16 protein-coding genes are annotated in these 20,442 nt (G+C 65.9%); 8 read left to right on the top strand and 8 right to left on the bottom strand.

Annotated elements, in window-relative coordinates; all coding sequences use genetic code 11:
- Positions 1 to 2: 2 nt before the first annotated feature.
- Together SM116_RS05885 and SM116_RS05890 are read right to left on the bottom strand one after the other, a co-directional pair.
- A complete protein-coding gene (locus SM116_RS05885; protein ID WP_320943526.1) occupies positions 3 to 1,007 on the bottom strand; it encodes a glycosyltransferase in 1,005 nt (334 codons plus the stop codon).
- The gene (locus tag SM116_RS05890; protein WP_320943527.1) at positions 1,004 to 1,969 is read right to left on the bottom strand and encodes a glycosyltransferase; all 966 of its coding nucleotides are present in this window, start codon (positions 1,967 to 1,969) and stop codon (positions 1,004 to 1,006) included. The genes SM116_RS05885 and SM116_RS05890 overlap by 4 nt, the downstream gene beginning before the upstream one ends.
- Before the next feature lie 240 nt (positions 1,970 to 2,209).
- Between SM116_RS05890 and SM116_RS05895 the strand changes: the two genes are divergently transcribed.
- Positions 2,210 to 2,995: a glycosyltransferase gene (locus SM116_RS05895; RefSeq protein WP_320943528.1), complete on the top strand. Its 786-nt coding sequence runs from the start codon at positions 2,210 to 2,212 to the stop codon at positions 2,993 to 2,995.
- On the opposite strand, the gene SM116_RS05900 is transcribed toward SM116_RS05895, so the two are convergent.
- On the bottom strand, positions 2,973 to 3,872 hold the full coding sequence (locus tag SM116_RS05900) for a glycosyltransferase family 2 protein (RefSeq protein WP_320943529.1): 900 nt from the start codon (positions 3,870 to 3,872) through the stop codon (positions 2,973 to 2,975). The two genes, SM116_RS05895 and SM116_RS05900, sit on opposite strands and share 23 nt — an antisense overlap.
- 152 nt (positions 3,873 to 4,024) lie before the next feature.
- Here SM116_RS05900 and SM116_RS05905 point away from each other — a divergent pair, with 152 nt between their 5' ends.
- The 3 genes from SM116_RS05905 to glf all read left to right on the top strand — a co-directional run bounded on the left by SM116_RS05905 (position 4,025) and on the right by glf (position 9,259).
- Entirely contained in the window at positions 4,025 to 6,157 is a 2,133-nt protein-coding gene (locus SM116_RS05905; protein WP_320943530.1) for an acyltransferase family protein, read from the top strand.
- Between the two features lie 740 nt (positions 6,158 to 6,897).
- Positions 6,898 to 8,073, top strand: coding sequence for a hypothetical protein (locus tag SM116_RS05910; protein ID WP_320943531.1), 1,176 nt, complete (start codon positions 6,898 to 6,900; stop codon positions 8,071 to 8,073).
- Between the two features lie 49 nt (positions 8,074 to 8,122).
- Positions 8,123 to 9,259 (top strand): UDP-galactopyranose mutase, encoded by a 1,137-nt coding sequence (gene glf, locus SM116_RS05915; RefSeq protein WP_320943532.1) that lies wholly within the window; start codon positions 8,123 to 8,125, stop codon positions 9,257 to 9,259.
- 144 nt (positions 9,260 to 9,403) lie between these two features.
- On the opposite strand, the gene SM116_RS05920 is transcribed toward glf, so the two are convergent.
- A complete protein-coding gene (locus tag SM116_RS05920; RefSeq protein WP_320943533.1) occupies positions 9,404 to 10,897 on the bottom strand; it encodes a cell wall-binding repeat-containing protein in 1,494 nt (497 codons plus the stop codon).
- 157 nt (positions 10,898 to 11,054) lie between these two features.
- Here SM116_RS05920 and SM116_RS05925 point away from each other — a divergent pair, with 157 nt between their 5' ends.
- From SM116_RS05925 to SM116_RS05940, 4 genes are all read left to right on the top strand, one after another.
- On the top strand, positions 11,055 to 12,989 hold the full coding sequence (locus SM116_RS05925) for a cell wall-binding repeat-containing protein (RefSeq protein WP_320943534.1): 1,935 nt from the start codon (positions 11,055 to 11,057) through the stop codon (positions 12,987 to 12,989).
- A 138-nt stretch (positions 12,990 to 13,127) separates the two neighbouring features.
- On the top strand, positions 13,128 to 13,958 hold the full coding sequence (locus SM116_RS05930; RefSeq protein ID WP_320943535.1) for an ABC transporter permease: 831 nt from the start codon (positions 13,128 to 13,130) through the stop codon (positions 13,956 to 13,958).
- Positions 13,958 to 14,692 (top strand): ABC transporter ATP-binding protein, encoded by a 735-nt coding sequence (locus SM116_RS05935; RefSeq protein WP_320943536.1) that lies wholly within the window; start codon positions 13,958 to 13,960, stop codon positions 14,690 to 14,692. Before SM116_RS05930 ends, SM116_RS05935 begins: the two co-directional genes overlap by 1 nt.
- A 101-nt stretch (positions 14,693 to 14,793) precedes the next feature.
- The gene (locus SM116_RS05940; protein ID WP_320943537.1) at positions 14,794 to 16,419 is read left to right on the top strand and encodes a hypothetical protein; all 1,626 of its coding nucleotides are present in this window, start codon (positions 14,794 to 14,796) and stop codon (positions 16,417 to 16,419) included.
- Between the two features lie 311 nt (positions 16,420 to 16,730).
- Here SM116_RS05940 and SM116_RS05945 read toward each other — a convergent pair whose 3' ends face one another.
- The 4 genes from SM116_RS05945 to SM116_RS05960 all read right to left on the bottom strand — a co-directional run bounded on the left by SM116_RS05945 (position 16,731) and on the right by SM116_RS05960 (position 20,315).
- A complete protein-coding gene (locus SM116_RS05945) occupies positions 16,731 to 17,258 on the bottom strand; it encodes a GtrA family protein (protein WP_320943538.1) in 528 nt (175 codons plus the stop codon).
- A 71-nt stretch (positions 17,259 to 17,329) separates the two neighbouring features.
- Entirely contained in the window at positions 17,330 to 18,358 is a 1,029-nt protein-coding gene (locus tag SM116_RS05950) for an NAD-dependent epimerase/dehydratase family protein (protein WP_320943539.1), read from the bottom strand.
- Positions 18,358 to 19,119 carry a glycosyltransferase family 2 protein gene (locus SM116_RS05955; RefSeq protein WP_320943540.1) on the bottom strand — a complete coding sequence of 254 codons (762 nt, stop codon included), beginning with the start codon at positions 19,117 to 19,119 and terminating at the stop codon, positions 18,358 to 18,360. The genes SM116_RS05950 and SM116_RS05955 overlap by 1 nt, the downstream gene beginning before the upstream one ends.
- Positions 19,116 to 20,315: a nucleotide sugar dehydrogenase gene (locus SM116_RS05960; protein ID WP_320943541.1), complete on the bottom strand. Its 1,200-nt coding sequence runs from the start codon at positions 20,313 to 20,315 to the stop codon at positions 19,116 to 19,118. The genes SM116_RS05955 and SM116_RS05960 overlap by 4 nt, the downstream gene beginning before the upstream one ends.
- Positions 20,316 to 20,442: the final 127 nt, after the last annotated feature.

Below are 20,442 nucleotides of genomic sequence, written 5' to 3' on the forward strand. Positions count from 1 at the left end.
GATCAGCGTGGGCCAGGCTCAGCGCGGGCCGTGAGCGACCGCCGGCGCTGCATGCCGTTCATGAGCCGGCCGGCATCCAGCATCACGGTGTTCGAGGCGCCGCCCGAGGCTGCCGCGAAGTGCGCGAACGCGGCGCCCCACTTCGCGTGTGACCCGTAGATCCGCGACAACTGCGCGACCGCGGCATCCCCCGGCTGACGTCGCGCCTCGAGTGTCGTCGAAATGAGGGCGCGCCACCCGTAGCCCATGTCATACACCGTGCGCACGAGCGCGCGAAGGGACCGCGAGCCCTGGTACCGCTGCGAGCTCGCGGCGAGGGTCCGCCAGGCTGACGAGGCGCGGAAGCGCCCCGGCGCCCCGGCCTCCCCGAGCACGTTCCCGGCGTGCTGGACGTAATCCTGCAGCACGTCGTCGACGATGGCGGTTGGACCCAGCACCGCCGCGCACACCGCGATCCAGTGATCGTGAACCTCGACCGGGGTCGCCATCACGGGGAAGGGGAGGGCGAGATCGAGGACCTCGCGCCGGAAGACGCTCATGGCCCCGGAGAACCTGTTCAAGGTCGTGAGGTCGAGGAGTTCTGCGGCGACCCGGTCGGTCGATTCGGCGATGGTGCGCCCTGACCCGTCTTCCGCCACGCGTGCCTGCCCCGAGACGATGGTGTGGTCCTCCAGGAACGGAATGAGACGCTCAAGCTTTCGCGGGTACCAGAAGTCGTCCTGGTCGCTGAGTGCGACCCACGCGACCGAGGGCTCGACCTCGCGGAGGGCCCGTTCGAAGTTGCGATAGAACCCGACCCTGTCGTCGTAGCCGCAGACGGTGAAGCGGTCATCGCGGCCGACGGCCCGCCGCACGGCGGCCTCGACCTCTTCGCGGCCGCCGTCCGCGCTGATGACGCAGGACCAGTCCTCGACCGTCTGAGCCTGAAGGGAGCGCAGTTGGCGGGCGAACAGCTGTTCGTCCGGCTGGTAGGCGGCGAGTGCGATCGCGCCGCTCCTGGCCGTCATAGCGGGAACCTCCAGTCGATGCCGCCCGCTGCATGCTGGAGTGCGGCCGGAATCCGACCACCGACCCCTCTGCGCCCATCCCTGCGGCCGGCCCGGAGCAGAGCGAGGAGTGCGCCTCGCTGCTTTACGGCGGCGAGGACGATCGCGTAATGCCGCGCTTCCACCAGGGTGTCCACGGCAAGTCGCATCCGATGACGGCGTCGGTGGGCGCGGGAGACCAGGACCCGGTTGCGAGCGCGGTAGTAGTAGCGGAATGGCGCGCTGACCGTGAAGGCCAGGGGACGGCCCCGCATCCCGAGAGGGCGCCCGAAGAACGGGACCGCGACCTGCTGACCCAGCTGGTGGGGCAGACGGATGTCCGCCGCGCCGACGATGACCCGCCCCGCATCCGCCACGCGTAGCGCGAAGTCGTCGTCCACGAGGTCGATGAAGAGCTCATCGCGCATGCCGCCGACGCGGGCGAGCGTGTCTGCCGTGACCATGAGACCCGACTGGATCGGCATGTCCACCCGGAGAAGGCCATTGCGGTCCGTGCGTCCCTGCCTGACGCCCGCGAAGTGCTCCGGAGCGGCCCCGCCGACGGGGACGCCGCGGCGACCCGCGGTCGCGATGGCGCCCCGCAGTGCGGAGACGAATCCCGGCGGCACCGCGGAGTCCTGGTCGAAGAAGACGACGAGGTCGCCGCCGCGGGGCTCGACCTGCGCGATCCCGGCGTTCGTGGCTGCGGCGATGCCGGAATTCTCGGTCAGGCGGATCACGTTTGCGCCGCTCGCCACGATGTCGGCGAGGGTCGCTGAGGACTCCGGGCCGCTGCCGTCGTCGACCACGACGAGTTCATCGACCTGCTGGGCGATCGAGAAGGCGTTCCGCGCCGCCTCCGCGCCCGGCCGGAAGACCGTCATGACCGCGAGCATTCTGTCCTGCGAAGGGGAGGTCGCATCAGCGGCGGAAGTGTCGGGCATGGCGTCAACAACCTACCAGCGGACCCTGGGCTGCCGCCGTCCGTGGTGCCCGTTGGGGAGCGTCCGCCATCGGCTGGTCTGCGCACCGAGTGCCGGTGACCCGGGTCCACCACTGCAGCGGCACGGCCAGCGATCGGTCATGCACGGGCCCCATCCCGGTCCCGGGCCGCCCACCGACCGCGGTCGTGACCGATACCGCCCATCCGAACTTCCAAGGTCGGAGCACCTAGACTGTCGGCGATGCCGCATGACGATGCAACCGAGGAAGCGCGGCCGCGCGTCAGCGTCTGCATGGCGGCCTACAACGGCGCGCGCTACATCGAGGAGCAACTGCGCAGCATCCTGTCTGAGCTCGAACCCGGCGACGAGGTGGTCGTCGTCGACGACGCCAGCACGGACGACACCGCGACAGTCGTAGAGGCCCTCGGCGACCCTCGGGTGCGGCTTCATCGCGAGACGCGCAACGAGGGGTACGTCCGCACGTTCGAGAAGGCGATGACGCGCGCGACGGGGGATGTCCTCATGCTCGCCGACCAGGATGACCTCTGGGTCGAGGGGCGTCGGCTCGCACTATTGGTCGCTGCGGCGAAGTCGGGGGTCGCAGCATCCAATCTGGTCCTTCTCGGCACGGGGGAGAGCTTGCGCTCGCCGGTGACGCGCCGAGTGTGGCGGCTGCATTCGGCCGAGTCACGGCACGCTCTTCGCAACGAGTGGCGGATCCTCGCGGGAGTGATCCCGTACTTCGGCTGCGCAATGGCGGTACGCAGGGACGTCCTGGACCTCGTGCTGCCGTTCCCGCCGTTCCTCACGGAGTCCCACGACCTGTGGATTGCCACGGTCGCCAACAACGCGCGCGCGATGACCCATGTCGACGCGGTCACGGTCAAACGCCGGCTGCACAATGAGAATGCCTCCACCCCGCGCCCGAGATCGATCGGTCCCGTGCTGCGGGCGCGCTGGATGCTTCTGCGTGCCTGGCGCGAAGCGAGCAGGCGCCGCCGTTCTAGGGTGCGAACGCCAGCTTGAGGGCGGATACGCGCGCAGCGGAGGATCCGTGCAGAAGTATGGCCGGAAGCAGGGCGATGCCGTGCAGGCGCGACATGATCCGCCATTTCGCAGCACGCGCAGCGCGCTTCCAGCCCAGCGATTGCGTGATCTGCGCGATCGACCGGTAGTACCGTCTCTCGTCGGCGAAACGCGTACCGTCGAGGAGCGACTGCTGCGAAAGGCTCTCGCTGTGCCGGCGGTAGGCGAAGGCCTGCGTGGGCTCGTAGCGCAGCGCCCGGCCGTCGAGAGCGAGGTCGAGCAGCAGGGCGAGATCGAGGATGATCGGCAGGTCGTCGTGGAATTCGAAGCGGCGCACCGTATCGGTGCGAAACATGAGCGAGGGCCAGTACAGCCAGTCGCCGACGAGCAGGCTTCGCGCGAGGTCCTCCCCGCGGAGCGTCGTGGCGTGGCGAGGGGTGAGCAGGCGGAGCTTCACGGTGTCGGCGAGTGATCCTCCCGGCTCGCCGTCTGAACCGATGACGGTCACCCCGAGCTGGAAGATGTCGACGTCCGAGTTCGCCTGCGCCGTCTTTCGCATGAGGTGCACGTAGTTGGGCAGCAGCAGATCATCGCTTCCCATGACGACCACGAGGGGCCCGGTCGCCGCCGCCACTGCACGGCGGAAGTTCTCGGTGATGCCGACGTTGCTCTCGTTGCGCCGATAGACGATGCGTGGATCGTCGATCCCGTCGAAGAACGGCTTCACATCGACCGGGTAGCAGTCGTCGATCACCGTCAGACGCCAATGCGGGTCCGTCTGATCGAGGATCGACCGGACGGCGGCCTTGAGATCATCGGGGTCGCCCCAGAAGGGCATGCAGAGATCGACCACGGGCGCGGGGGCTGCAGAGTCCATCGACGAAAAGCGTACGCGCTACGGCCGGTCGTCCAGGGACGCTTGGTATGGTCTACGCGCGGCGGGCGCCGGCTCGGGGAACCGGTGCCGCCACGACTCCCTCCGATCTCGTGCCGCGCATCCGTGCGCCCATCCACCTGTGAGACCTGATGATGCCCTCTGACTCCGCGACGACGATCGCCGCAGTGCAGCCCGCGGCAGCGTCGCGAGCCGGCTTCCGGACGGACATCCAGGCACTGCGCGCCGTAGCGATCACAGCAGTCGTCCTGGATCATCTGTGGCCGACGGTGTTCACCGGCGGCTATGTCGGGGTCGACGTCTTCTTCGTCATCTCGGGCTTCCTCATCACGGGGCATCTGTTCGGCGAACTCGCCCGGACCGGGCGCGTCAGGCTCGGTGCCTTCTACGCGCGTCGCGTGCGAAGGCTCCTGCCGGCGGCTCTGCTCGTTCTGATCGTCGGCGCTGTCCTCGTCTGGACCTTCCTGCCGTACCCCCGCTGGGGCCGCAACGCGATCGAGATCGCGGCCAGTGCCGGGTACGCCGAGAACTGGGTCCTGGCGGCATTCTCGGTGAATTACTCGGCCCTGAATGACTCGGCGACAGTTGCACAGCATTACTGGTCGCTGTCTGTCGAAGAGCAGTTCTACCTGATCTGGCCGCTGCTCATGATCGGCGCCGCCGTGCTCGCTGTCAGAGCCGGACGCCGTGGCGGCCCGCGACGGCCCGTCGTGTTCACGCTCGGAGCCATCGCAGTGCTCTCGCTGGCTGCCAGCATCGTCTGCACAGCCATCGCGCCCTCACAGGCCTACTTCGTCACCTTCACACGGGCGTGGGAGTTCGCCGTCGGTGGGCTCATCGCCCTTCTGGCGCACCGGATCCGCCTCCACGGCTGGTGGGCGCAGATGCTCAGTGCACTCGGCATCCTGATGGTCGCCGCCGCGGTCGCGCTGTTCGGTCCGTCCACGGCGTTCCCCGGAGCGGTCGCACTGCTTCCCGTCGTCGGTACCGCACTCATCATCGGCGCCGGAACGGACGGTGCCCGCCTGTGGCACACGAGCATCAGCGCATCGAGGCCGGTTCAGTGGCTCGGCGCGGTGTCGTACTCGCTTTACCTCTGGCATTGGCCGCTCATCGTGGCGGCGCCGTTCGTGCTGGGAACGGAGGTGCGTACGCCCGCGAAAATCGGCATCCTGGCGCTTGCACTGGTTCTCGCGTGGCTCACGAAGAGGCTCGTCGAGGATCCGGGCCAGCGGCTCGACGCCTGGAAGCACTCCGTGCGGCGCACGATGATCAGCATGCTGGTGGGCATGGGGGTCGTCGCGATCCTCGCGGCAGGGCTGTTCTGGGGTTACAAGGTCCGGACGGCGGCCGACACGCCGACCGCGCCCATCCCATCGGGCAGCTGCGTCGGCCCCTCCGCCATGGCGAACGCGTCCCACTGCCCCGATCGGTTCGGATCGCCGGGGACAGCCGTGATGACGGCGAAGAACGAGTACTTCTACACGCCGCCGGAATGCAGGATCGACTCCACAGTGCTGAAGTACGGCGACAGGACGACCGTCAGCCGGTGCGACTTCGCACACGGCGCACCGACTGCGCGCGTGTGGCTCGTCGGAGACTCTCACGCCCAGCAATGGCAGGCCGCCGTCTTCCAGCTCGCACGCGAGCGGGGATGGCAGGTCAGTTTCAGCTACTTCGGCGGATGCCCGGTGGCCGATGTCGCCTTCACAGGCTTCCGAGTCCCGTGGGGTCCGGCCGACTACGGCCTGTGCCGGCAGTGGTCGCACGACCTCGCGGACGAGATCCAGAAGGAGCGCCCCGACCTCGTGGTCACCTCCATGGCCGCGCGCGAGCAGCTGGTCGACGACGGCTCGGGGCGGACGCAGGGCGAGCAGTTCGTCCGCGGACTCGATGCCTTCTGGACGCGCTGGGCGGACAAGGGGATCAAGGTGCTCGCGATCGCGGATCCGCCCCTGAATGGCGCCGTCCGCAGCCCCGACTGCGTGCTCCTGAACCAGGGAGATCCCACCACCTGCGCCCGACCGCGCGACCAGGCGCAGCCGGCGGATCCGATCGTGCGGGCGGCCACAGTCCTGCACCGGCCCGACGTGCGGCTGTTTGACGCCACGTCCACCGTCTGCGATCAGGCCGAGTGCTACGCCGTGGTCGGCGGCATCCCCGTTTACTACGACGCAGACCATCTCAACCTGGAATTCGTGCGAATGCTGACCCCTTGGGTCGGCAGGGCGGTCGACCAGGTCCTGTCGAAGACCCCCTCGCCATGATGCGCTCCGAAACTGCCGGCTTCCCGGATCCCGGCATTGCGAGGGGGGCCGCATCGGCTGCCGCGCTGCACACCACGGCTAGGCTGACGCGAGCGCCGTTTCCCGAAGGAGCGCAGAGCATGGCCTTTGCCGCCCAGGCCGCACCCGCGGGGACCGGCGCACTCCTCGCCGGATCCCGGCGTGTCGTTGCACGTGCGGAAGGCGGCGGATGTTGATCGGGTCGGCCGCTCCGGGGATCGCCATCGCGCTGGTCGCATTCGGCCTTGTAGGCGGTACCGGCGCGGCGGCCGCCCACAGATTCCTGCACCACCGTCATCCGACTGCGTTGATCGGCTTCGGATTGGCCGCACTCGGCACCGCCTCCATGGCCGTCTTCACGGGCATGTGGATCGCCGCATGGCTCGGAGTGGTCCTGGCAGCAGCGATTCTCGCGTGCGCCGTCGTGGTGTCTGTCATCACGACGGTGTGGATCTTCTGGCGCCCGATCGTCGCGGGGGGCGCCGTGGTCCTCGCGATCGCCCTCTTCGACCTCGGCATGCTCTATCTGCGCGGCGTGTCGAGCGATCCGTTCCTGCAGGCGGGCCGTCGCTTCTATCCCTGGGAGCTCCCGGGCGACAACGAGCTGCCGAGTCTGCTCGCGTCATGGGTCGTGAACCCCGGACCGGGCCCGTTCCTTGTCGGGGACTGGCTGCCCAGTGACCGCCCCCCGCATCAGGGCGGGCCTCATTCTCCTGACGCGCGTGCTGGGTTGGGTGCCCCGTGCCGCCCCGTGGACGCACATCGATCCGCGGATGCTCGACTTCGGGGCGAGCGTCGCGTCGCAGCTTGTGTGGGTCCCCGCCGCAGCGGCCCTGCTGTGGGCGCTGGGCTTCAGACGCAGGGTTGTCCTGGCCTCCCTGTTCTTCACGGCCGCAGTGCCCGTGATGTTCGTCAACACCGTCTACACGTGGCCGAAACTCCTGGCCGCCGGCATGATGGTGGCCGCGCTTGCTGTTCTCGTGGCCGCCATTCGAGGCCGTATCCCGGTCTCGACCGGCAGCGTCCTGGGCGCGGCGCTTTCGGTGCTCGGGGTCCTCGCCCATGGAGGGGGCGCGTTCGTGCTGCCCGCGGTCGGAGTGCTGTGGCTGGTGCTGATCATTCGGTCCCCTCGGCGGTGGCGTGCTGTCTCCGCAGCTCTCGGTGTCGCTGTCGTTCTTTACCTGCCCTGGGCTCTCTTCCAGCGACTCGCGTACCCGCCCGGGGACCGGCTGCTGAAGTGGCATCTCGCCGGCGTCATCCCCATCGATTCTCGGTCGTTCCCGGAGGCCCTTGTCGACTCCTACTCGAAGCTGGGATGGGGCGCGTGGCTTGAGGGGCGCGAAGCGAATCTCTCGCGCGCCTTCGATCCGGGTGTGCTGGCGGATCTCGATTTCTGGGTTCCCGCAGCCCGCTCGGCGCGCCAGACGCTGGAGTTCTCCGCGACCCCTCCCGCGCTCGCGGTCGGCGCCCTCATCCTCTGCGCCTTTTTGATCGCCGCCGTGGTCGGCATCCTGCGCCGCCGCTTCGATGCGGAGCTGCGCTGGCCGGTGATGATCGTCCTCAGCATGGTGGGCTGCATCCTCATCTGGGCGATAGTGATGTTCCTACCCGGGGCGGCCATCGTGCACCAGGGGTCGCACACCTGGATCGTGGTGCTGCTCTGCGTCCCGTTCGCATGGCTCGCATCCCGCAGTCGCGTCATCGCGACGGCGGCCGCGGTCGTCCAGGTCGCCTGGGCGGTAGTTCTGTACAACTCCGCTCCGCTGTCGCCCGCGAGCCGTCTCGACCGCTGGGCGCTACTCCTCCTGGTCATTTCAGCGGTCCTCGCCGTGGGTGCGATGATGTTCAGGGTGCGCAGACCGCTGATGTCCCAGCAGCCGCCCGTCGCCACGACCTGAAATCCAGTCGGTGCGCGTCTACGCCGCGTCTGTTCAGAAAGAGTCATCCATGGATCTCCTCATCGTCGGCTCCGGCTTCTTCGGCCTCACGATCGCCGAGCGGGCGGCCGCATCCGGTCGCAAAGTCACGGTCATCGACCGCCGTCCGCACATCGGCGGCAACGCGTACAGCGAGGACGAGCCGACGACGGGGATCGAGGTGCACAAGTACGGGGCGCACCTGTTCCACACGTCGAATCCCGGAGTGTGGGAGTACGTCAACCGCTTCACCACGTTCACGAACTACGTGCACCGCGTCTACACGAACCACAAGGGCGTCGTGTTCCCGCTGCCGATCAACCTCGGGACCATCAACCAGTTCTTCCAGGCCGCGTACACGCCGGACGAGGCGCGCGCCCTGGTGCACGAGCAGGCGGGCGAGTACGACGCGAAGGATGCCGCGAACCTCGAGGAGCGCGGCATCGGGCTGATCGGCCGTCCGCTCTATGAGGCGTTCATCCGCGATTACACAGGCAAGCAGTGGCAGACCGACCCCAAGGACCTGCCCGCCGAGGTCATCAGCCGACTGCCGGTCCGCTACACCTACGACAACCGCTACTTCAACGACACGTGGGAGGGTCTTCCGACGGACGGCTATACCGCGTGGCTCGAGCGGATGGCGGACCACCCGAACATCGAGGTCAAGCTCGACACCGACTACTTCGACGAGTCGCAGCCACTCAACAAGAAGGCGACCGTCGGACAGCTGCCTGTCGTTTACACCGGCCCGGTGGACCGCTATTTCGACTACGCCCAGGGCGCGCTCTCGTGGCGGACGATCGACCTCGAGCAGGAGGTGCTGGATGTCGGCGACTTCCAGGGAACGTCGGTCATGAACTACGCGGATGCGGACGTCCCGTATACCCGCATCCACGAGTTCCGGCACTTCCATCCGGAGCGCGCCGACCGATACCCCACCGACAAGACGGTCATCATGCGGGAGTTCTCGCGCTTCGCCTCCCGCGAGGACGAGCCGTACTACCCGGTGAATACCGCGGAGGACCGAGCCGGTCTGCTCGGCTATCGCGAACTCGCCAAGGGCGAGAAGGACGTCCTCTTCGGGGGGCGGCTCGGGACCTACCAGTACCTCGACATGCACATGGCGATCGGATCTGCGCTGTCGATGTGGAGCAACCAGCTCGCGTGACGTGCGACGGGATGAGCCGGTAATCCATCGGGGCGGGGTGGCGGGTCAGCGTTGCTGACCGGCCCGGACACAGCCAGGGCGTCGGTCTCGCCTGGGCCCGTGTCCGAGGCGTCGCGTCGGGGGGTCAGCACCACCCGAGGGAAACTATTGAGGACCAGGGATGCTCAGGGGCACTGGTTCACCCGAAACGGTGTAGCTCGGTGCATCTATGTCGCCGCAGTTCACCAGGCTACCGATAGCGGACGAGAGGGCGGCCGGACCGCCGAGAAGAACGGCCCCGTTCGCGTGTCCATTGCGTAGCACGACGTATCCGCCGGCATCCAGGCATTCGGGGCGAGTGAGAGCGATCGGTGCGCCGAGCCTCGCCGCGAGCGGAGCGCCGGCGAGGGCGTCGGGGAAGTTGAAGCCGGTCGCCAAGAACGCGCGGTCCGTTGTCGGGAACGCCCACTCGTTGAGGCGGATCGAGGTTGAGAATCGATCTCCGCCATCGATTCTCTGCACGGGGTAGGTCGCGCCGGAGAGTGATGAGAGTTGCGCCTCGATGCCTGTGGAGACGGCCTGCTCGCCCCCCACGATGATGATCTTGTTGACCATCAGATCGGTAAGGAGCGTTGTGGTCTCACCCGAAAGCTCGGGCAAGGTCCCGTCCACGATCACAACTGGTGCCCTGAGGCGGCTGGCAGCCGGGCCCGCGGATAGAGCGTCCGGATAGTCTCGGCCGGTCGCGACAATGACGGTCTGGGTACCGGGCGACAACGGAACGAATGCATCGCGGACAATGGCTTCCGCCGTAGCGTACCTGTCCGACCCACCCAGCCGCACGACATTCGTCGGAGTCGTGATTCCTGCGGCGTCGGCCGCGGTCGCCGCCACACCGTCCGATATGGCGCTCTTACCGCCGACGACGATGAGACGCTCGGGACGCAGGCGCGCGAGCTCCGTTGCGGTGCTTGACGGCAGCGACGTTGGCGACGTCAGGAGGATCTCGCCATCCTGGATGGCTGCCGCAGGTCCAGCGCTCAGAGCATCAGGATAGTTGAGCCCGTCAACGAGGTACACAACTGGTGTCACCGTCGCCGGATGATCGATTGCAGTTGGACTGCCTGGATGAGCTGCTCTAGACACCGTGACCGCGGTCTCGAAGCGGTCAGATCCCTGCAGGCGGGAGACGTCCTCGACTACGGGGGGAAGATTGACGGTCCCGAGCGCGAAAGTTTGACCCGCGGTGAGCGTGACGTCGGGTGCCGTTTCGAGATAGCGGGCCAGTCCGGCCGGCTCCCAGTATCCCTGGCCGATGTCCTCGCGGACGGGTACGAACTCGATCCGGTAGGTGCCAGGTTCGATGCCCGACTCGGTCCACACTCCGCTCGAATCCTGAATCCAGACGAACGGGGCCGGTGTCGATGAGTAGCTACCATCGCCGGGCTCGTATCGCCAGAACTCGACGCGCAATCCGGCACTTGTGCTCGAATCCGACGGATTAAGGGCGAGCGATGCGGAACCTGGGACGTCGCCCAAGAAGGTCCCCGTCACACTGGCCGTGGGCGGCATGATTGCCTCGACCGGGGTTGGCGTGAGCAATGCGATGGTGGCCGCCAGAATGACGACCGCGAGCGTCGTATGACGAAGCCTCTTCATTTTTCTCCGTATGAGCGGGCGGGGCAGCGCCTCGCACCGTTGAACGATACTCCAAGGACTTTGCGAATGCTGGTTCGCGGCTGGAGTCCCGACTCTTCGGCACGACGGTGTATGCCTCGAACGTGCTACTGTTCCTCGACTCTGTGGAGGTGAACTGATGCTGATGCGCCGTTTAAGCATCACTGTCGTCGCTCTTGTCGTCGCACTCGTTGCGACTGCGGTTGGCGCGACGCCGGCGCTGGCGACTACCGGAACCGGCATCTCCAATCCGGCCGACCTCGTGTTCTCCGGCGACGGTGCCATGGCGTTCGTGGCCGCGGGTATGACAATCTCCGTGATCGAAACGGCGACCGACGCGGTCGTTCGCAGCGTGGAGCTTCCCCAGAAGCCGCTCGTTATCGCAACGCGCGCGGATGACCGCGTTCTTTATGTGATCACCGACTACTGCGACCCAACGCTCGGAAACCAGACCCGAATACTGAGCGTCGACACCGCGACGATGGTGGTTGCTCCGACCGCACTGATCGCGAGCTGCTCTGCGCGTGCTCTTGCTATCACAGCCGATGGCTCGAAGGCCTATCTGCCCGCATATGACGTCCTCCAGGTTCGCGACGTGGCCTCGGGGCAACTCCTCGGGAGTGCGCGACAGTATCAGAGCGGGCCGATCCAGCGAATAGCGCTCGGCCCAGGTGATCGACATGTATACATTCGAACTCTCCCGGCGGACCAGCAGGGAATCTCATACTCGTTGGATGCGGCCACATTGGGCGCGGTCCAGTCGGTCAGCGGTCCCTACGGCCCCCAGATCAGCGACATCGTGCCGCTCTCAGATGACACGAGAGCAGTATTGGCCGATCAGAATGGTTGGCTGGAGACCGGCGGCGAGTCACCGCTCGGCGGCAACCTGATCGACGGGGTGATGTACAACGCGGTATCACAGGTGACAGCGACGCCGGATGGAAACATCCTTCTCGCCGCTCACGGCGACACGATCGACGCGGTCTCTATCACCTCCGGCAAGCGACTGGCCTCCTTCCTGGTGGCAGGCTGGGCGGGCGTCTGGGTGTCGCCGGGAGGCGATATCGCTTATGGAGCGGGCGATACGCTCACACGATTTACGCTCGGGCTTTCCACGAAGCCATCGGCGGAGACAGATCGCATCGCCGGTGATTCGCGCTACGAGACGGCTATCGCATTAAGCAAGGCGAAATACCCGTCTGGTAACCCTGTTGTGTACGTCGCATCTGGTGCGGACTTCCCGGACGCTCTCAGCTCAGGACCCGCGGCGGCAAAGGTCGGGGCGAGCCTTCTCCTCACGACGCCGGGGACTCTGATGCCCGACGTGGCAGCCGAGATCACGCGACTTCACCCGTCGCGGATCGTCGCTGTCGGTGGGCCGGCGGTCATGTCCGCAACGGTACGCGCTGCCCTCTCGGCGGCGGCACCCGGGGCTGAACTCGACTGGGTATATGGGGCTGACCGGTATTCGACGTCTCGAGCGATCGCGAAATATGCCTGGACGTCTGCGCCGGACGTGTATGTCGCCGATGGAAGATCCTTCGCGGACGCGCTCGGGGCGGCGTCTGCCGCGGGGGCACGGAAGGCTCCGCTCATCGTCGTTCCCGGCAACTCAATTACCTATGTGACGAAGCCCTCGGATCAATGGGACTCGAGTCTCTTCGGCCAGATGGTCGACATGTTCGGTGCGATGAAGGTCACGCGACTCTATGTCGTCGGAGGAGAAGCGACGATCACGCCGGACACCTACAACAAACTAGGGATGATGGTGTCGAGCAATATCGTCTATCGCCTCTGGGGCCAGGATCGATTCGGCACATCGCTGTACGCGACCGGCAACGCGATTCCGACAGCTGATCACGCCTACCTTGCAAGCGGATATTCCTTTCCAGACGCGTTGGCTGGAGCTGCCGTCGCTGGAGCCGAGGGCGCTCCACTTTATACGGTGCCTCAAAACTGCGTGCCAAAGCGGACTCTCGTCGACCTCGCCCTTCAGGGAGTGACCCATGTGACGATTCTGGGCGGCACCGTCACACTAGCGTCTGCTGTAGATGCGCTCACGCCGTGCCCGTGAGGTCGTCAGTCCCGAGTCGCCAAGGTCATTGAAACCCCGACACAGCGTTTCGGCTGGATACATCGAACTCCTGGGTGAAAGGCAATCGCTTCCTTTCATGCGATCCCGAGGTGACACCAACCAGCGTTCGCGACGCAGATGGTGACAGGGCAAGACCATAGACTCGTCTCCGTGACTTCAGCCCCGACCGTCGGCGCGCCCGGCTCGCCGCGGCGCTACGCACACTCCCTGTGGCTGCTGTCGGCGCGTGACCTCCGCGTCCGTTATGCGACGAGCGCGCTCGGATACCTCTGGTCGGTGCTCGACCCGCTGGTGATGAGCATCATCTACTGGTTCGTGTTCACCCAGATCTTCCACCGCGGCCACGTCGGCGACCAGCCGTACATCGTCTTCCTCCTGTCCGCCCTGCTGCCGTGGGTGTGGTTCAACGCGGCGGTCAGCGACTTCACCACGGCGTTCAATCGGGATGCGCGGCTCGTACGCTCCACGGCGATCCCGCGCTCGATCTGGATGAACCGCATCGTCCTCAGCAAGGGAATCGAGTTCATCTACTCTCTGCCGGTGCTGGCCGTCTTCGCCATCTTCACCGGCGCCCACCTCACGTGGCAGGTGGTGTGGCTGCCGATCGCCGTCATCCTGCAGGCCGTCCTCCTGGTGGGGCTCGGTCTGATCGTCGCGCCCCTCTGCGTCCTGTGGAAGGACCTCGAGCGCACGACGCGGCTCGTGCTCCGCGCGCTCTTCTACGTCTCTCCGATCATCTACGGGATGCACGACCTTCCCCCGATCTTCAAGTCGATCGCGATCTTCAACCCGCTCTCCGGCATCTTCACGATGTACCGCGTCGCCTTCTTCCCGAATCAGTGGGACACGCCCGCGGTCGTGGCGAGTTTCATCATGTCGTTCGCCTTCCTGATCGTCGGGCTCTTCGTCTTCCGGTCCCTCGAGCGCCCCGTGCTGAAGGAGCTGTGATGGACCGTCCCGCCATCGAGGTGCGCGACCTCGGCATCCGCTTCCGGCGCAATCGCCGTGGACGCCGCAGCATCAAGGACCTCTTCGGCGGCGCGTCGCGCCGCGTCGCGCCGGACGAGTTCTGGGCGCTCCGCGAGGTCACGTTCGATGTCCAGCCGGGGGAGTCGATCGGTGTCGTCGGCCGCAACGGGCAGGGCAAGTCGACGCTGCTGAAGCTCGTCGCGGGCGTGCTTCTCTCGGACGAGGGCCGCGTCCAGGTGAACGGCGGCGTGGCCCCGCTGATCGAGATCACGGGCGGATTCGTCGGTGACCTCACCGTGCGCGAGAACATCAGGCTCACCTCCGGCCTCCACGGGATGGGTCGGGACGAGGTCGCGCGTCGCTTCGACGACATCGTCGGCTTCGCGGAGCTCGGCGACTTCGTCGACACGCCCTACAAGCACCTGTCCAACGGGATGAAGGTGCGACTGGCCTTCTCGGTGGTGTCGCAGCTCGAGGAGCCCATCCTGCTGGTAGACGAGGTCCTAGCCGTCGGCGACAAGGCCTTCCGTGAGAAGTGCTACCGGCGCATCGATGAGCTGCTCGCCGAGGGGCGCACGCTCTTCTTCGTCAGCCACAACGAGAGCGACCTGCGCCGGTTCTGCACGCGCGGCCTCTACCTCGACAAGGGACGTCTGGCGATGGATGCGTCGCTCGCCGAGGTCCTCGACCGCTACAACGCCGACTACAACTGACACCGGCGCATAGTCCGGACTGAGGCGGTGTGGGGGCGACCCCCACGGGGTGCGACCACGGATCCGATACCCACCTTCGGATGCTCTAAAATCGAAGTCTCATGAGCGCCACGGCAGACGACGCAACAACGAATACTGGTTTTCCGATTCTTCGACCGATTCCGCGTTCATGGTTGGTGGTGCATCTCATCACCCTCGCATTGATCGCCATCGTGCTGATCGATGCCGGCCGAGGCCTCTGGTTCTACTACGACGAGTGGGACTTCCTGGCTGCGCGTGCCGAATGGCATCTGCTGACCCCGCACAACGGTCATCTCAGTCTCTTTCCTCAGCTTCTGACGACCCTCGTCAAGGGAGTAGTCGGGCTGCATTCGTATTGGCCCTTTCTAGCCCTGACGTTCGCCGCGCATCTGGCGGCGATCCACATGATCTGGCGCATCATGATGAGGCTCGCGGTCCATCCTGCGATCGCGCTCCTGATGGCGACCCTGTTCGGAGTTCTCGCAGCCGGTGGCGACAACAGCCTGTGGGCCTTCCAGGTCGGATTCATCACGCCGCTCGTCACAGGTATCGGTGCCCTGTTGCTCGCGATGCGCCCCCTGACCGCGTGGCGGACCGCATGGGTCTGCGTCCTGCTGCTGGTTGGCGTGGGCTTTGCGAGTACGGGTCTCCCATTGGCGCTCGCAGTCGTTCTGTACATCTGGGTCAGACATGGCTGGCGGAAGACCGCCATCGTGGGGGGAGTCTTCGCAGTCGTCTACGGTACGTGGTACTTGCTCTTCGCCCGTGGGACGACCGGTGCCGATGGATTCGGCATCCACTCCCTCAAAGACGTCATGCTCAGGGTTCCCGAGTTCTTCAGCCACGGCTTCGTCGACAGCATCGGCAAAGTCTTGCCATTCGCTGGACTCGCCGGCGCGCTGGCGGTGGCAGTGATCATCGGCATGGTCTTGGACCTGCGACGAGCCTCATTGCGCACAATCGACCCCACGTACGTCTTGGTCTTCGCAGCGCTGACGTTCGGCGTCATGACGGCCCTGACACGCGTTGGTCTCGGCAACGACGCCGCGTCCGCCGGCCGGTATGTGTATATCTACGCGGGCCTGCTGACGCCCGTCGTCGGTCGATTGCTGAGCCGCCTCGCCGCAAACGGCCGTGTGGCCGTGGGCGCGATCTGTGCCGTCCTCGTGATCCTCATCGGATACAACGCAGCCGGCTTGGTCGAATTCGGGCGCGGTCTCGCGGCGCGAGAACAGACGGTCAATCGCGCGATCTCAGCGGCGCTCACAATCGATGACGGCCGCGCTGAGCTCGACAAGAGGACGCCGGCAGCGCTCGTAGCCCCCACGCTCACGATGACCGACATCCGCTCATTCGTCGCCCGGGGTCAATACACGCCCGTGCCGTTCACGCCGACAGACCTGCTCGAGGCCCGGGTGAACATGTTCCTGACTCCCGTTCACAAGGCCGCAGCGCCGCCGCAGGGTTCGACGTGCGAGACTCCATCGAGCGGGTACCTGGCGTTCGATCCGGCGAGTCAGTTCGTCTACGTGCCCACCGCCGGCGACGTGGGCGTAGTCGCGAAGGAGGGCGATGGAACATCGACGTACACGCGCACGCACATTCCGACCCCAGGGCTCTACGAGCTGACCGGTCTCGATTCGTCGATCGCTCTGAGTCTCGCGGCGGGGGATGCAGGCGGATTATGCGTGGTAGCGCGTCAATAGGCGTCCGCTGGGCATGCCCACCGCGCCCGGGCCTCGACGGAAGGGGCGCAGATCGCCGGGGCGATGGGAGTTTCCCCGCGCTGGGCGAAGCGGTGGCTTGGCCGCTATTGCGCCGTCACCGTCGCTGAAGCCGATCTCGACGACCGCCCCGTGGTCACCGTGTCGCGAACCGCATCGTGGAAGTCACGGCCACGGAGGTGGTCGCGATGCGTCCGAAGGAGCGGCCTCGGCGTGACGTCCTGATCCGGCCACTCCGCGCTCGGAGGCCGGCCCTCGGCCAGCCGACCACACCACCTGCCGACCGCTTACGGTTAGACGGCGTCGTTCTTGCGGTGCTCGTCGATGGCGGCGTGGTCCTCGACGTATGTGATGAGGTCGTGACCGGGAGTATGGGGAAAGACCCACAGCGTGTAAAGGACGTAGCGCAGAATTGTGGCGAGCGCCTGCCCGATCAACGTGCCGGAGATGTTGTCGGCGAGCACTGTGTCGAGGTGCAGCACGTAACGTGAGAACCCCAGACACGCCAGCTGGACCGCGATCGCGAGCACGTTGACAACGCCGTAGCGCACGACCTGGGCCCAACTGACCGGCTCCTTGCGATCACGGTAGGTGAGCAACCTATTGCCGACGTAAGTGACGACGAGCCCGGCGATGACCGCGATGGTCTTGGCGACCAACGGGGCCGAGTGCAGAGGACCTGCACCGCCCGCGAACACCAGCAGGTTGTAGACGATGGCGTCGACGACGAAGCCCAAGCCGCCGATCGCGAGGAAAATTCCGCCGCGACGGAGATTGCGAATAAGGAAGTCCTGCATGTGGGACATATCGGGAGCGCGCACGGCTGGAGACTTTCGTGATCTTCGAAACCGGCGGGTGCGCGCGTAGACCTGCGCACCCGCCGGCTGTTCGACTAGATGGTGCCTTCGGCGATCGCGTTCTGGATCCAGGGGATGACCTCGTCCAGCATGTCCTCGAGGGTCGTCGTCGCCTCGAAGCCGAGGACCTCCTTGGCCTTCGTGACATCCGGTACACGCTTCTGTACGTCGTACTCGAACGCCTCGTCGTGAATGAGCGTCAGCGGAACATCCGCCCCCTTGATCTTCCGCCAGATGACCTCCGCCAGCTCGGTCACTGTGTGGCCCACGGGCGTCGAGATATTGAAGTCGGTGTTGAGCGCAGCCGGGTGGTTCAGGCTGAGCACGATGCCCCGCGCGAGATCGCCGCCGTATGTATAGTGCCGGATCTGGTTTCCCTCACCCAGGATGTGGAGAGGGTCCTGCCCCTTGAGTACCTTCTGCACGAGGTCCGGGACCACGTGGCTCATTGCGAGCTGGACGTTCCCCGAGTGGATCTCGACATCGCCCAGTGCGCGCGACTCGCCGATGCCGACGCAGTTAAACGGGCGAAGGATCGTGTAGTCGATGTCGTACTGGCCCTTCGCCGCGCGCGCGAAGTACTCCACCGCAAGCTTCTGGAATCCGTAGGACGAGAGCGGCGGCGGGACGATGAGCTCGTCGCCCTCCTTGGACGGCCAACGGTCCGTCGACTCGAAGACCATCGAGGACGACATGTAGGTGACCTTCTTCAGCGGGCTTCCGGCCTTCTTGGCAGCGATCGCCGCGTCGCACGATGAGGCGATGATGCGCTCGTTCGCCGCGATGAGGTCGTACTGGTAGGTGTGGAAGTAGGAAATGCCGCCGATTAGCGCCGCGCCCGCGATGAAGTGATCGCAGTCCATGAGGAGCTCGGTCATCCGGGCCACGTCGGTGACGTCTGCGACGACGAGTTCGTAGTTCGGATTCTCGTCGTACGACTTCTTGACGGGGCCGTACTTCGAATAGTTGTCGACGCCTACGACCTTGAAACCCTGACGCAGGAGTTCTTCGACGACGTAACCGCCGATGAACCCGGCGGAACCGGTGATGAGGACCTTCTGCATTACTTGCTTCCCTTCGCGCCTGCGTGTGCGGCGTCTTTGATCTCGTTGATGGGGAGTGGGCGCCCGAAAGCGAAGAAGTACCAGCGCAAGTACTTTGGGATCCACTTCCGCAGTTGGAAGTTGGACTGGCCCTCGGTGCGGTCGAGCCAGATGGTGGGGAGTTCAGCAACGGGGAGCCGCGCGCGGCGCGCCTTCGCGGTCAGCTCGAGGCCGATCTCGAACCCGTCACGAGACTGAATCGTCACCGTGCGAACGAAGTCTGCGTTGTACGCCTTGAATGAGTTGGTGGCGTCTCGGGTTCCGATGCCTGCGAAGAGATGGAGCGACGTGCCTGCCAGCCTCGATAGCGACCGCTTGAATCGCGGACCGCCGATCTGCTGCCCTCCGGCCATGTAGCGGCTTCCCGCCGCGACGACGACGCCGCGCTCGACGAGTTCGGTAAGAGCGTCGATCTGCCTCGGATCGTCGCTGCCGTCGGCCATCGTAACGACGACGGTTGGTGCCTCCGCCACATCGAACCCGTAGCGGATGGCCTGCGCCGGGCCCCGGCCGTGCGTGTTGATCACCCCTCTGATGCGAGCATCGAGTGCAGTAGCCTCCGCCACTGGAGCCAGGGTGGTGTCGTCGGGCGTATCGACGACGATGAGGAGCTCGAACGGAATCCTGACGGTGCTCTTCACCCGGTCGATGAAGGGACCGATGGCCTCGCCCTCGTTGTAGGCCGGGACGACGATCGATACGCGCGGCCGGTCCTCGCTCAAATCAGAACTCCGTTGCCGAGCAGGTTCCACACGTCCGCGACCGGCTTGTCGGTGGCGAGCTCACGATATTCGTGGTGCGGCGTTGCGATGATGAGGATGTCCGCGCGCTCCAGTACAGCTTCGAGGGGGAGCAAGGAACCGTCCACTCCGGCGGGCACGTGAGGGTCAGTCGCGATGACCTCTCGAGCCTTGAATCGAAGAACACGCTGCAGCTTGTACGAGAGACTCGATCGGATGTCGTCCGATCCGGCCTTGAAGGCCATGCCGAGGATGCCGACCGTCTTGTCCGACAAGTCGTGCGCGGCGTCGAGCTGGCTCGCGATATACAGCGGTAGACCCTCGTTGACGAGCATCGCCGAGTGCCCGAGTTGGAACGTGTTGTCGCTGAATGCGGCGAGCTGCATCGTGTCCTTGAACAGGCAGGGGCCCGCTGCGAAGCCAGGCCCGGGCATGTCCTGCGCGCGCGGGTAATCCTGCGTGAGTCCTGCGCGAACACGTTCGAAGTCCACGCCCTTCGAGTTCGCCATCATGTAGAACTGGTTCACAGCCGCGAACTTGATGTAGCGCCATGTATTGGTGAAGAGCTTTGCCAGCTCCGCTTCTTCTGGGGTCAGCTCGACGATGGCGTCGGTCAGCGAACGGAACAGGTCACCGGCCCGAGCGATCGCTTCCGGGGTGTAGCCGGACACGATCTGAGGGAGCTCGAAAAGCTCCGTCATCGCTTTGTGCTCAGCAATTCGCTCCGGGCAGAACGCGACGTCCATGCGAAGCCCCATGCCGTCCACCATGTCTCGTACAAGCGCTGTCACGCCCGGATAGATCGTGCTCCGCAATGCGAGCAGCTGACCGTCGCGGAAGTACGGTGCGCAGGTCGCCAGAGCCCGAGGGATCGCATTCGGGTCGGGGTTCAGATGCTCGTCGACAGGCGTGCCGATGACGACGATGACGTTCTCGGCGGTCGCCACGACCGCGGGGTTTGTGGACGCTGTCAGCATTCCGTCAGCGACCACCTGTGCGAGGACTTCGTCGGCCCCCGGCTCAATGAACGGCATCTGCGCCATGCGGATGCGCGACACGGCGCTTTCGGCGACGTCGTATACGACGGTCCGTTTGCCGCGACTGGCCAGTGCGATCGCAAGAGGAAGCCCGACATGGCCGCCTCCACCGACAACGACGACATCATGTTCAAAGGCCATCTGCACTACTCCGCTCCGCCGGGGGAAATCCGGTGATCCAATCTCGGGACATACCCGAAAGAGCGTACATTAGGCGGCGCACGCCGAATTGCCGCGCGCTGTCGGCTCGTCGCGTGACACCATGGCC

It is taken from the genome of Microbacterium rhizosphaerae (assembly GCF_034120055.1).
Lineage (GTDB): Bacteria > Actinomycetota > Actinomycetes > Actinomycetales > Microbacteriaceae > Microbacterium > Microbacterium rhizosphaerae.

Coding starts and splice junctions, on each gene's coding strand:
- SM116_RS05895 (WP_320943528.1), top strand. CDS start 2,210: ATGCCGCATGACGATGCAACCGAGGAAGCGCGGCCGCGCGTCAGCGTC.
- SM116_RS05935 (WP_320943536.1), top strand. CDS start 13,958: ATGGACCGTCCCGCCATCGAGGTGCGCGACCTCGGCATCCGCTTCCGG.
- SM116_RS05905 (WP_320943530.1), top strand. CDS start 4,025: ATGCCCTCTGACTCCGCGACGACGATCGCCGCAGTGCAGCCCGCGGCA.
- SM116_RS05900 (WP_320943529.1), bottom strand. CDS start 3,872: ATGGACTCTGCAGCCCCCGCGCCCGTGGTCGATCTCTGCATGCCCTTC.
- SM116_RS05890 (WP_320943527.1), bottom strand. CDS start 1,969: ATGCCCGACACTTCCGCCGCTGATGCGACCTCCCCTTCGCAGGACAGA.
- SM116_RS05920 (WP_320943533.1), bottom strand. CDS start 10,897: ATGAAGAGGCTTCGTCATACGACGCTCGCGGTCGTCATTCTGGCGGCC.
- SM116_RS05950 (WP_320943539.1), bottom strand. CDS start 18,358: ATGCAGAAGGTCCTCATCACCGGTTCCGCCGGGTTCATCGGCGGTTAC.
- SM116_RS05885 (WP_320943526.1), bottom strand. CDS start 1,007: ATGACGGCCAGGAGCGGCGCGATCGCACTCGCCGCCTACCAGCCGGAC.
- SM116_RS05960 (WP_320943541.1), bottom strand. CDS start 20,315: ATGGCCTTTGAACATGATGTCGTCGTTGTCGGTGGAGGCGGCCATGTC.
- SM116_RS05925 (WP_320943534.1), top strand. CDS start 11,055: ATGCTGATGCGCCGTTTAAGCATCACTGTCGTCGCTCTTGTCGTCGCA.
- SM116_RS05940 (WP_320943537.1), top strand. CDS start 14,794: ATGAGCGCCACGGCAGACGACGCAACAACGAATACTGGTTTTCCGATT.
- SM116_RS05930 (WP_320943535.1), top strand. CDS start 13,128: ATGGTGACAGGGCAAGACCATAGACTCGTCTCCGTGACTTCAGCCCCG.
- glf (WP_320943532.1), top strand. CDS start 8,123: ATGGATCTCCTCATCGTCGGCTCCGGCTTCTTCGGCCTCACGATCGCC.